Raw genomic sequence first — 11,752 nt, forward strand, 5'->3', positions numbered from 1 at the left:
CGCGAAAAGTGAGCGAAAAACGCCGCAAGGCAAACAGGCGGGCGCAGGGCCGCGAAGGCCCTGTGGCACCGTCTTCTTTCATCCGGACTATGACCGTCGGCTCCGGCATTGGACCGGATCTGCTGACCCCCGGCCGTGGGCCGGGGCGCTCGCGGGCTCGTGCTTGCGCACCTACCGCCGGTGGGGAATTGCACCCCGCCCTGAAGACGTTTGTGTACCGGCGAACCGGCGCGGCTAGTGTACCAGCCCGTGCTGAACGGGGTGGGATGCCCGGGGTCGGATCCCTTTCCGCAGGCAAGGGCTCTGGCCCCGGCCCTCTCGAAATCGCTACGGGTCAGAGCCGTTTTCCGACGGAAAACGGATCTGACCCCGATCCAGGCCCGCTCGCACTCTGATGACCGGGGTCGGATCCCTTTCCGCAGGAAAGGGCTCTGACCCCGGGTCCCTCGAAATCGCGGAGGGGTCAGAGCCGTTTTCCGACGGAAAACGGATCCGACCCCGATGCAGGCCCGCTCGCATTCTGATGACCGGGGTCGGATCCCTTTCCGCAGGAAAGGGCTCTGACCCCGGGTCCCTCGAAATCGCGAGGGGTCAGAGCCGTTTTCCGACGGAAAACGGATCCGACCCCGATGCAGGCCGGCTCGCACTCTGATGGCCGGGGTCGGATCCCTTTCCGCAGAAAAGGGCTCTGACCCCGGCCAAGCCAGACCAGCTTGTGACGGCCGTCTCTCGCATTTTGTAAAACTTTCATTAAAATCCGCAGCGGACGACATGAGGTCGCCACGGGCAGCCGCGAGGGCAGGCCCGCCAATGGACTGAAATTCACAGGAATTCCCATGCGCAAGATCCTGATCGTGGCCGCCCTGCTGGCCGCTGCTCCGTTCTCGGCTTCGGCCGACGCCCTGAGCTACACCTACGTGGAAGGTGGCTGGACCCAGGTCCAGGTTGACGACAACGTGCTGGACGACCCGAAGGTCGACGGTGGCTACCTGCGCGGCTCGGTCGCGCTGGCCGAGCAGGTCTACGTGTTCGGTGGCTGGTCGCGCACCAGCAAGACCCGCCACTACGGCGAAGACTCGCTGAAGCTGGAACTGAACCAGCCGGAGCTGGGTATCGGCTACCACATGCCGTGGACCGACCGCCTGGACTTCACCGCCGATGCCGCCTGGGTGCGCCAGAACGCCGAATCGACCCTGCGCTACGACGGCGTGCGTTACCACGGCAAGGACCACACCAACCTGGGCCGCGTCACCATGGGTATCCGCGGCAAGCCGTCGCGCATGACCGAAGCCTGGGCCAAGGCCGGCTACATGGATGGCGGCAACAACTACAAGGGCACCTGGGTCGGCACCGTTGGCGGCCAGGTCAACTTCACCAAGACCTGGGGTGTAGTGGGCGAGATCGCCGGCTACCGCGACGTCACCCAGTACTCGGTCGGCGTCCGCGCCAGCTTCTGATTTACCGATCGCTCCTCGTCGTGCGATCGAACGGGCCCCGCAAGGGGCCCGTTTTTTTTGGGCCCGCGCGCGCCGGCAGGCGGCCACAGGGCACCATCGGGCCTGCGCAAAGATGCGCTACGCTTGCGCGCCTCTGGAACAGGAAACACCGTCATGAAGACTCCCTTGCGTACCCTGCTGGCCAGCGCCCTGCTGGCGGCCCCGCTGCTGGCCGGCGCCGCCCCGGCCACACTGACGCCCGAACAGGCTTTCGACCTGTACGCACGCGTGCTGCTGGAAGATGACGCCGCGGCGACCCGCGCGCTCAACGATGCGCTGAAGCCGGCGTTCGAAGGCCAGGACGCGGTGACCCCGAACCCGGGTGCGCTGGCCAAGGCGCTGGCCGATCCGTGGCAGGTCGTGCTTGCCAGCACCGGCGCAAAGGCCGACGCGGCCGCCAGCGAAGCGCTGTATGCCAAGGCCCTGCGTGATTCGAAGTGCCGCGCCAGCAAGAGCGTGATTGAAGACAACGAGTACGTGGAAGACCAGAAGCTGGCGCGCATCACTTTCAGCTGCCAGGTGCCCGACCTCGGCAAGGTGCGCCCGCTGTTCGCCGCCAGCCTTGCAGCCGACGCCAGCCCGGCCGCGCGCAGGCAGTTCACCGACGCCTACACCCAGGCGCTGCAGAGCGGTGCGCGCGTGCCGGTCAGCGGCACCTTCACCCTGTACCCGGCCAAGGACAACGGCTACTGGTACAGCGGCAACTTCGACGATCTGGTGGGTACCGTGACCGGCGCGCTGGCACCGTTCGAGGACTGGATGCAGGACGCGCAGGCGGCCAGCGCACCGAAGGTGACCGGCGTACCCGGCTGTGACCTGCTGTTGCAGCAGCACCGCGCCTGCGTGGCGAAGATCGCGCCGGACCAGATCAGTGGCGTGGATGCCATGACCGAGGAACTGAAGGCCAAGGCCAAGGTGAAGTCAGCCGAAGACATGACGCAGGAATGCAAGGCACTGCGCCCGATCGCCGAGATGATGTGGACCGACGAATGCGCGTAAGTGCGATGTAACGCCGAGCCTACGCGCTGCCCAGCGTTGCCGACGGCAAGGGCAACTGCATTTTCAGAACCCTTGCATGGCCCTGCGCGGCCTGCATGGTCAATGCTGTTGCCCTCTTCCACCAGGGCAACCGCATGAAACACCGTATGACGTCGACCGCGCTCATGTTGCTGGCGCTGATGGTGTGCTGGCAGGCCGAGGCGTCCAGGTTCAAAGCCACGAAGATCATCGTCGTCCAACCCTCGGTCGCCTTCGAGTCAACGCAGCTGAGCGACAGGCACCTGGATGCGTGGATGAGTGAGGATGATCACTGCCGCGACTTCCTGATGTACCACGACCAGTGTGCCGTGCTGGTACTGCCGGATGAGTACGACGACGGTTTTACGCGTCGCCAGTTGCGGTTCAAGGCGAGGCAACTGCCGGGCGAGGCGCTCGGCGCGTACTGCCGCGACCTGCATGTGCTGTGGAAGCAGCAATGGAAAGGCCAATGCCCCGTTGGCGAAGAAGACGACGAAGCGGCCTGACGCCATGGGCGTAGCCCCCTGCCCTGCGTCATTCCTTCATGGGCGCAGCAGCAGCCTGTTGTCCTCGCCGACCTGGCGCTGGTCAACCACGCGCAGGCGACGCTGCTGGTCCATGGCATCGATGCCGAGGCCAGCCAGCAGCGGGCGGCCGTTGTCGCCCAGCAGCGTGGGCGCCTGATAGAGCAGAAGCTCATCGACCCAGCCAGCGCGCAGCAGCGCACCGGACAGCGTCGCGCCGGCTTCGGTGTGCACTTCGTTGATGCCGCGCTCGGCCAGCAGCGCCAGCACCGCGCCCAGGTCCAACCGCCCCTCTGCGCTGGGCACGCTGGCGAATTCGGCGTCGGCCGCGTCCGGTGCGCTCACCGCCGCAGCGTGCAGGTACAGCGTCGGTGCCCCGCCCTCGCGCACGCGGCTGCATTCGAGCGAGCGCAGGCGCGAATCCAGCACCACACGCAGTGGTGCCATCACTTCGGTATCGGCCAGGCGCACGGTCAGCATCGGGTCGTCGGCCAGCACCGTGTCGGCGCCGGTCAGGATCGCACCGGCGCGCGCGCGCCAGTGCTGCACGTCCTCGCGCGCGGCCGGCCCGGTGATCCACTTGGAACTGCCATCGGCCATCGCGGTACGGCCATCCAGGCTGGCGGCCAGCTTCACCCGCAACCACGGCCGATTGCGCTCCACGCGCGACAGGAAGCCCTTGTTGAGCTCGCGCGCCTGCACCGCCATCAGCCCTTCGGCGACGTCGATGCCGGCATTGCGCAGCAGATCGAACCCACCGCCATCGACCTTCGGGAATGGATCACGCATCGCCGCGACCACGCGCGACACGCCAGCTTCGATCAAGGCCAGCGCACACGGTGGCGTGCGCCCGTAGTGGGCGCAGGGTTCCAGGGTGACGTAGGCGGTGGCACCGCGTGCTTCGCCGCCGGCCTCGCGCAGGGCGAACACTTCCGCATGCGGGCCACCGGCGCGCTGGTGCCAGCCCTGCCCGACCACGCGTTCGCCGTGGGCGATCACGCAGCCGACCATCGGATTGGGGCGGGTGGTATAGGCGGCACGCTCGGCCAGGCGCAGCGCGTTGGCCATGTGCAGGTGGTCGAGGACGGAGAACGAAGTGGTCATGCAGCCATGGTAACGCCGCCGGTGTTGATCCATGCCGTCAGTGCCAACCAACGGTTGGCACCCACCAGTGAATGCGGCCACCGGTGCCCACCAAGGTTGGCACCCCCAAGGCAGAGGCAGTCAGCCCTTCTTCTTCTTGGTCAGGGCGATCACATCGCCCAGCAGCTGCAGCTGTTCGGTACTGGACGGCAGGTCGCGCTCGAGCTTCTCGATCTCCTCGCGGAAATCGGCCACGTCCTCGAAGCTGCGGTAGACCGAAGCGAAGCGCACGTAGCCGACATGATCGAGCTTGCGCAGTTCGTTCATCACGAACTCGCCGACCTTGATCGAGGGCACTTCGCGCTCGCCGCTGATGCGCAGCTGGTGAACCACCGCACGCACCGCTGCTTCGATCTTGTCTTCGGCCACCGCACGCTTCTGCAGCGCGCGGTCGAAGCCAGCGCGGACCTTGCGCTGGTCGAACGCCTCGCGCGTGCCATCGCTCTTGACGATGGCCGGCAGCTTCAGTTCGACCGTTTCCAGGGTGCTGAAGCGCTCGCCGCAGGCTTCACATTCACGCCGACGACGGATCGTCGCGCCGTCTTCAGAGACGCGCGAGTCGATGACCCGGGTATCGGCATGTTGGCAGAAGGGGCAGTGCATGGAACGCCTGGCTCAGGAAAGTACCTATTGCCACGGTCATGGCAGCGTCGCAAAGGTACCTGAGAAAGGGCGCAGCGGCAAATGCTGTCTGCGCGGAAGTACCTGCATTTCGGCCAACCAGAGCGTCCAGTGAGGTCAGCAGGACCAGACGTTCAACCAGGTGCCGACGGCACCGGGGCCGCGCGTGCCCAGCGCAGCCACGCCAGGTGCCCGGCCATCACCAGCAGCGGCGGGCCGAACCCAAGGAAGGCCAGGGTCGAGATTTCCCCATGCTTGAAGGTGAAGTACAACGCGGCGGCGACCACGGCCAACGCGGCCAGCACCCCCAGCGCAAGGCCGACCCAGGCGACAACCGGTGATTGGCGCAGGCCGGCAACACCGCGCCACAGGAACAGGCCGCTCAGCCACAACCACGACAGCAGGCCGATGATTCCAGCCGACGACCACAGCAGCAACCACGTGTGCTCGTCGCCCGTCAGGTACTTGCCGTCCCATACGACCATCAGCCCCAGCACGGCACCCGTGCCGCCTGCCGCCACGGTGGGCAGGCCCACCAGCAGGCCGGCGATCGCCATCCAGCGTTTGTGCAGACGCTCATCCATGCGTTCGATTTCCTTCCATGGGCCACGTCATGCGCGGCGTTTGATCCACACCAGCATCGCAGCCGGCACCAGCATCGACGGGCCCAGCAGCAACAAGCCGATGCCTTCGGCATGCACGGCGATGCCCCACCACAGCGCCAGCCCCAGCGGGAGCAAGGCGGCGAGACCGCCCGCCAGCAGCATCCACCACCAGAGGCGGTGCACGTGCAGCCCGGCACGCCCCTGCAGCAGAAAACCCGCGCTGAGCCACAACCAGGCCAGGCAACCGGCAATGCCGGCCAGGCCCCACAGCGGCATCACCGTCACCGAGGCCAGCGTGCCATGACCGAACTGGCCCAGCCCCATCAGCAGCAGCATCGTCGCCGCCGCGCCGCCCATCACCAGGCTGGGCAGGCCAAACAGCACCGCCAGCGCGGTGTACAGGTACTTGAGGTGGCGCTCATCCACGCGGGCCTACTCCTCTGATCGCGCCGGGCCGGATGGCTCGCCCAGGGCGTCAGCACGCAGCCGCAGGAGGATCAACGTACCGGTGGGCACCAACAGGGACGGCCCGGCGAACAGCCCGCTGAGCACGGACGAACCCAGCTCGGCGAAGTAATACAGCGCCATCGCCAGCAGGGGCAGGCCTGCCAGCACGCCCAGGCCCAACAGCAGCCACCAGCGGCGTGATGCCATGTGCAGCCCGCGTGAACCATCGCGCAGCCAGACGATGCTGAGTGCGACCCAGGCCACGAGGCCGGCGATCCCGCACGATCCCCACGCGAGCATGCCGGCGGCAAACCACAGGTTGTCCGCGTCCAGCGAGACCAGCCCGATCACCCCCATGACCACGGCGATGCAGGCGCCGGCACCGCCGAAGAACAGGCTGGGCAGGCCGAACAGCACCGCCAGTGCGATGTACAGGTACTTGAGGCGGCGCTCATCCATGCGCGGGATTCCTGATGACGGGGTCAGAGCCCTTCCCTGCGGGAAGGGATCCGACCCCTGCGTCGATCCGGAAGGCGGGGTCCGATCCCTTTCCGCCAGGAAAGGGCTCTGCCCCCACTCTCCGATCAGCCGTAGACCGGGTACTTGCGGCACTGCGCGCTGACGGCGTCGCGCACGCGGGCGATGACCGCGTCATCGTTCGGTGCGTCGAGCACGTCGGCGATCCAGTTGGCCAGATCCACGCAGTCCTGTTCGACGTAGCCACGGGTGGTCACCGCCGGCGTACCCAGGCGCAGGCCCGAGGTCACGAACGGCGAACGCGGGTCGTTCGGCACCGAGTTCTTGTTGACGGTGATGTGGGCCTTGCCCAGCGCGGCTTCCGCGTCCTTGCCGGACACGTCCTTGCCGATCATGTCCACCAGCATCAGGTGGTTCTGGGTGCCGCCGGAGACGATCTTGTAGCCACGCGCGATCAGCGTATTGGCCATCGCCTGGGCGTTCTTCACCACCTGCTGCTGGTAGGCCTTGAAGCCCGGCTCCAGCGCTTCCTTGAAGGCCACGGCCTTGCCGGCGATGACGTGCATCAGCGGACCGCCCTGGATGCCCGGGAACACGATCGACTGCAGCTTCTTGACCAGGTCTTCGTCGGCGCCCTTGGCGATGATGATGCCGCCGCGCGGGCCGCGCAGGGTCTTGTGGGTGGTCGAGGTGACCACGTGGGCGTGTTCCAGCGGGCTCGGGTAGACGCCTGCGGCGACCAGGCCGGCGACGTGGGCCATGTCGACGAACAGGTAGGCGCCGACCTTGTCGGCGATGGCGCGGAAGCGCGCCCAGTCGATCACCTGCGAGTAGGCCGAGAAGCCGGCCACGACCATCTTCGGCTTGTGCTCCAGGGCCAGGCGCTCGACTTCGTCATAGTCGATCAGGCCCTGGTCGTTGACGCCGTACTGCACGGCGTTGAACAGCTTGCCCGAGGCATTGACCTTGGCGCCGTGGGTGAGGTGGCCGCCGTGGGCCAGGCTCATGCCGAGGATGGTGTCACCCGGCTGCAGCAGGGCGAAGTACACGGCCTGGTTGGCCTGCGAACCGCTGTGCGGCTGCACGTTGGCATAGTCCGCATCGAACAGCTGCTTCAGGCGGTCGATCGCCAGCTGCTCGGCGATGTCCACGTATTCGCAGCCACCGTAGTAGCGCTTGCCCGGGTAGCCTTCGGCGTACTTGTTGGTCAGCTGGCTGCCCTGGGCTTCCATCACCGCCGGGCTGGTGTAGTTCTCGCTGGCGATCAGCTCGACGTGGTCTTCCTGGCGCTGGGTCTCAGCGGCGATGGCCTTGGCCAGTTCGGGATCGTAGGATTCGATGCGGACGTCACGCGGGAACATCGGGTACTCCAGCAGGCAGGGAAAAGGGGTACGGCTCAGCCCTCGATTGTAGCTCCGCACTGGCCCGCTGGGGCCGAAACGGACGGGGCCGGCATCCCCGAAGGAATCCGGCCCCGTATGGTTTCGATCGATAGTTGTGGGGTCAGAGCCCTTTCCGTTGGAAAGGGATCCGACCCCGGCCGCGATCCTCAGCGACTGAGCACGTACTGGGCGATCACACCGGTGGCGATGGCCACCAGCAGCATGTTGCCGCGATCATCCCGGATCCACTGATGGCCGTACGGCGGGCGGCGCAGGTTGTAGCGCGGGTAGTCGTTCACCACGTAGACCGGGCCGCGGTAGTAGTCGCGGTAGCGGTGGCCGACCTTCCAGCCATAGCCCGGGCCATAGGCCGGGCGATAGACCACGCGCGGCGGTGCCGGGCGGTAGTAGCGATCATGGTCACGGTGCCAGTCGCGGCGGTCGCGTTCCCAGTCGCGCCGGGCCTCGCGGCGGTCGCGCTCCCAGTCGCGGCGGTCCTGGCGCCACTCACGGCGATCCTCGCGCCACTCGCGGCGGTCGTGGTCGCGGCGATGGTCGTTGTCGGCGAAGGCCGGGGTCACGGCGCCCAGCGCCAGCACAGAGGCCACGGCGCCGGCCATTACTCGATTGATGCGCATGTCAGACCTCTGCTTGGGTGGGTGGTGAGCCCATATTGCGCAACCGATCTGAACCGTTTCCGGCTGGAAACGCTTCCCGCTGCAGGACTGTGACGGAGTATTCAGGCCACGGCCAGCCTGCGCGGCTCCGGCCGGGCGCGGGCCGGAACCGGTTCCGGCTATAATTGGCGGTATTCCATTCCAGTCTGTGCCCGCTGCCGCAACGGGATGTTCCCGTGACGGGTCGGGCGCAGGGCCGCGCCTACGGAGACCGCATGTCCTCGCAATACATCTACACCATGAACCGCGTGTCCAAGGTGGTCCCGCCCAAGCGGCAGATCATCAAGGACATTTCCCTGTCCTTCTTCCCGGGCGCGAAGATCGGCCTGCTGGGCCTGAACGGCGCCGGCAAGTCCACCGTGCTGAAGATCATGGCCGGCGTGGACACCGATTTCGAGGGTGAAGCCCGCCCGCAGCCCGGCATCAAGGTCGGTTACCTGGCGCAGGAACCGGAACTGGACCCGAACAAGACCGTGCGCGAGTCGGTCGAGGAAGGCGTGGGCGAAGTGCTGCAGGCCCAGGCCGCGCTGGAGGCGGTGTACGCCGCCTACGCCGAGGAAGGCGCCGACTTCGACGCGCTGGCCAAGGAACAGGAGCGCCTCGAGGCGATCCTGGCCGCCGGCGACGCGCACACCCTGGAAAACCAGCTGGACGTGGCTGCCGATGCGCTGCGCCTGCCGCCGTGGGATGCCAAGATCGCCAACCTGTCCGGCGGTGAAAAGCGCCGCGTCGCACTGTGCCGCCTGCTGCTGCAGAAGCCGGACATGCTGCTGCTCGACGAACCGACCAACCACCTCGACGCCGAGTCGGTGGAATGGCTGGAACAGTTCCTGGCGCGCTATACCGGCACCGTGGTGGCCGTCACCCACGATCGCTACTTCCTGGACAACGCCGCCGAGTGGATCCTGGAACTGGACCGCGGCCGCGGCATTCCGTGGAAGGGCAACTACACCGAATGGCTGGTGCAGAAGGATGAGCGCCTGAAGCAGGAAGAGAACCAGGAAAAGGCCCGCCAGAAGGCGATCCAGAAGGAACTGGAGTGGTCGCGCCAGAACGCCAAGGGCGGCCGCTCCAAGGGCAAGGCCCGTCTGGCCCGCCTGGAAGAGCTGCAGTCGCAGGATTACCAGAAGCGCAACGAGACCAACGAAATCTTCATCCCGCCGGGCGAGCGCCTGGGCAACATGGTGATGGAGTTCAAGAACGTCTCCAAGAAGTTCGGCGACCGCCTGCTGATCGACAACCTGTCGATGCTGATTCCGCCGGGCGCGATCGTCGGCATCATCGGCCCGAACGGCGCCGGCAAGTCGACGCTGTTCAAGATGATCACCGGCCAGGAGAAGCCGGATTCGGGCGAGATCGTGATCGGCCCGACCGTGCAGCTGTCCTACGTGGACCAGAGCCGCGACAAGCTGGAAGGCAACCACAACGTCTTCCAGGAAATCGCCGGTGGCCTGGACATCCTCAACATCAACGGCATCGAGATCCAGTCGCGCGCCTACATCGGCCGCTTCAACTTCAAGGGCCAGGACCAGCAGAAGATGGTCGGCTCGCTGTCCGGTGGTGAGCGTGGCCGCCTGCACATGGCCAAGACCCTGCTGCAGGGCGGCAACGTGCTGCTGCTCGACGAACCGTCCAACGACCTGGACATCGAAACGCTGCGTGCGCTGGAAGACGCGCTGCTGGAGTTCCCGGGCAACACCTTCGTGATCTCGCACGACCGCTGGTTCCTGGACCGCATCGCCACGCACATCATCGCTTTCGAAGGCGACTCGCACGTGGAGTTCTTCCAGGGCAACTACCGCGAGTACGAGGAAGACAAGAAGCGTCGCATGGGCGACGATGCCGCGCCGAAGCGCCTGCGCTTCAAGGCGCTGAAGTAAGAAAGGAAGAACGGCCGCGCTCTGCGCGGCCGTTCTGCATTCGGGTAGGTCACGACCGTTGGTCGTGACACCTTATTGTTGCGAGACGCCCCATGTCCCTGTTCGAACGCCTGTTCCAGCTGCAGCAGCACGGCACCACCGTGCGCACCGAGCTGCTGGCCGGTGTCACCACCTTCCTGACGATGTCCTACATCGTCTTCGTCAACCCGGAAATCCTCGGCACCACCGGCATGGATGCGGGTGCGGTGTTCGTGGCCACCTGCCTGGCCGCGGCGCTGGGTTCGGCGGTGATGGCACTGGCGGCCAACTTCCCGGTCGGGATGGCACCGGGCATGGGCCTGAACGCGTTCTTCGCCTTCACCGTGGTCGGCGCCGCCGGCCTGCCGTGGCAGCAGGCACTGGGCGCGGTATTCATCTCCGGCCTGGTGTTCCTGGTGCTGTCGCTGACCGGTGTGCGGGCGTGGCTGGTGTCGGGCATTCCTTCGTCGCTGCGCTCGGCGATCGTGGCCGGCATCGGCCTGTTCCTGGCGATCATCGCGCTGCAGAAGTCCGGCGTGATCGTCGGCAATGAAGACACGCTGGTAGCGCTGGGCCCGTTGAATACGGCGCCGCCGCTGCTGGCACTGGCCGGCTTCCTGCTGATCGCGGTGCTGGAAGCGCGCCGTATCCGTGGCGCGATCCTGATCGGGATCCTGGCGGTGACCGGCGCGGGCTGGGCATTGGGCGACGTGCAATACCAGGGCCTGGTCTCGCTGCCGCCGAGCCTGGCGCCGACCTTCCTGCAGCTCGACCTGCCGGGCCTGCTGCACCACAACGGTGGCGCGCCGATCGCCGTGTTGCTGCAGGTGGTGCTGGTGTTCGTGCTGGTGGAAGTGTTCGATGCCACCGGCACCCTGTATGGCGTGGTCGGTCGCGCCGGACTGCTGAAACTGCCGGGCGCGCAGAAGCGTTTCGGCCGCGCGCTGCTGGCCGACAGCACGGCGATCGTGGCCGGTTCGCTGCTGGGCACCAGCAGCACTACCGCGTTCGCTGAAAGCGCCTCGGGCGTGCAGGTGGGCGGCCGCACCGGCCTGACTGCACTGGTGGTGTCGGCACTGTTCCTGGCCGCACTGCTGTTCTCGCCGCTGGCGGCGATGGTGCCCGGCTATGCCACCGCACCGGCGCTGCTGTTCGTGGCCGGCCTGATGCTGCGCGAACTGGTGGACGTGGACTGGAGCGACCTGACCGAATCGGTGCCGGCCGCACTGTGTGCCCTGGCGATGCCGTTCACCTACTCCATCGCGAATGGCCTGGCGTTTGGCTTCATCGCGTATGCGGCGCTGAAGGCCGGCACCGGCCGCTGGCGCGAAGTGCATCCGGCGGTGTGGCTGGTGGCGGTGCTGTTCGCGCTGCGCTACGCCTTGGAATAATCGGGGCGCGATGCCGGCCAGCGGCCGGCACTACCGGGTGGTGATTCATCTGCCACCCGGGGCGCGATGCCGGC

At 66.9% G+C, this 11,752-nt stretch carries 12 protein-coding genes and 1 riboswitch; of the genes, 5 read left to right on the forward strand and 7 right to left on the reverse strand.

Annotated elements, in window-relative coordinates:
* Positions 1–66: 66 nt before the first annotated feature.
* A riboswitch (FMN riboswitch) is annotated at positions 67–212 on the reverse strand.
* 624 nt (positions 213–836) lie between these two features.
* From E5790_RS06560 to E5790_RS06570, 3 genes are all read left to right on the forward strand, one after another.
* Complete coding sequence (locus E5790_RS06560; protein ID WP_014645920.1) at positions 837–1,457, forward strand: hypothetical protein; 621 nt, start codon at positions 837–839, stop codon at positions 1,455–1,457.
* 153 nt (positions 1,458–1,610) lie between these two features.
* Positions 1,611–2,495: a hypothetical protein gene (locus E5790_RS06565; protein ID WP_111206810.1), complete on the forward strand. Its 885-nt coding sequence runs from the start codon at positions 1,611–1,613 to the stop codon at positions 2,493–2,495.
* 146 nt (positions 2,496–2,641) lie between these two features.
* Complete coding sequence (locus E5790_RS06570; RefSeq protein WP_014645918.1) at positions 2,642–3,019, forward strand: hypothetical protein; 378 nt, start codon at positions 2,642–2,644, stop codon at positions 3,017–3,019.
* Positions 3,020–3,055: 36 nt separating this feature from the next.
* On the opposite strand, the gene ribD is transcribed toward E5790_RS06570, so the two are convergent.
* From ribD to E5790_RS06605, 7 genes are all read right to left on the reverse strand, one after another.
* A complete protein-coding gene (ribD, locus tag E5790_RS06575) occupies positions 3,056–4,141 on the reverse strand; it encodes a bifunctional diaminohydroxyphosphoribosylaminopyrimidine deaminase/5-amino-6-(5-phosphoribosylamino)uracil reductase RibD (RefSeq protein ID WP_049442182.1) in 1,086 nt (361 codons plus the stop codon).
* A 120-nt stretch (positions 4,142–4,261) separates the two neighbouring features.
* Positions 4,262–4,783, reverse strand: coding sequence for a transcriptional regulator NrdR (gene nrdR, locus E5790_RS06580; RefSeq protein WP_010481984.1), 522 nt, complete (start codon positions 4,781–4,783; stop codon positions 4,262–4,264).
* A gap of 152 nt (positions 4,784–4,935) precedes the next feature.
* Positions 4,936–5,385, reverse strand: coding sequence for a hypothetical protein (locus E5790_RS06585; protein ID WP_032962449.1), 450 nt, complete (start codon positions 5,383–5,385; stop codon positions 4,936–4,938).
* A gap of 27 nt (positions 5,386–5,412) precedes the next feature.
* Complete coding sequence (locus tag E5790_RS06590; RefSeq protein WP_049442181.1) at positions 5,413–5,832, reverse strand: hypothetical protein; 420 nt, start codon at positions 5,830–5,832, stop codon at positions 5,413–5,415.
* A gap of 6 nt (positions 5,833–5,838) precedes the next feature.
* On the reverse strand, positions 5,839–6,312 hold the full coding sequence (locus E5790_RS06595; protein WP_049442180.1) for a hypothetical protein: 474 nt from the start codon (positions 6,310–6,312) through the stop codon (positions 5,839–5,841).
* A gap of 125 nt (positions 6,313–6,437) precedes the next feature.
* Positions 6,438–7,691, reverse strand: coding sequence for a serine hydroxymethyltransferase (glyA, locus tag E5790_RS06600; protein ID WP_014645914.1), 1,254 nt, complete (start codon positions 7,689–7,691; stop codon positions 6,438–6,440).
* Between the two features lie 188 nt (positions 7,692–7,879).
* Positions 7,880–8,350, reverse strand: a complete 471-nt coding sequence (locus E5790_RS06605; protein ID WP_049408719.1) for an RcnB family protein — start codon at positions 8,348–8,350, stop codon at positions 7,880–7,882.
* 254 nt (positions 8,351–8,604) lie between these two features.
* On the opposite strand from E5790_RS06605, the gene ettA reads away from it, so the two are divergent.
* Both ettA and E5790_RS06615 read left to right on the forward strand, forming a co-directional pair.
* Positions 8,605–10,269: an energy-dependent translational throttle protein EttA gene (ettA, locus tag E5790_RS06610; protein WP_005415249.1), complete on the forward strand. Its 1,665-nt coding sequence runs from the start codon at positions 8,605–8,607 to the stop codon at positions 10,267–10,269.
* 92 nt (positions 10,270–10,361) lie between these two features.
* A complete protein-coding gene (locus tag E5790_RS06615) occupies positions 10,362–11,678 on the forward strand; it encodes an NCS2 family permease (RefSeq protein ID WP_032962452.1) in 1,317 nt (438 codons plus the stop codon).
* Positions 11,679–11,752: the final 74 nt, after the last annotated feature.

Source organism: Stenotrophomonas sp. PAMC25021 (assembly GCF_004795795.1).
GTDB lineage: Bacteria > Pseudomonadota > Gammaproteobacteria > Xanthomonadales > Xanthomonadaceae > Stenotrophomonas > Stenotrophomonas muris.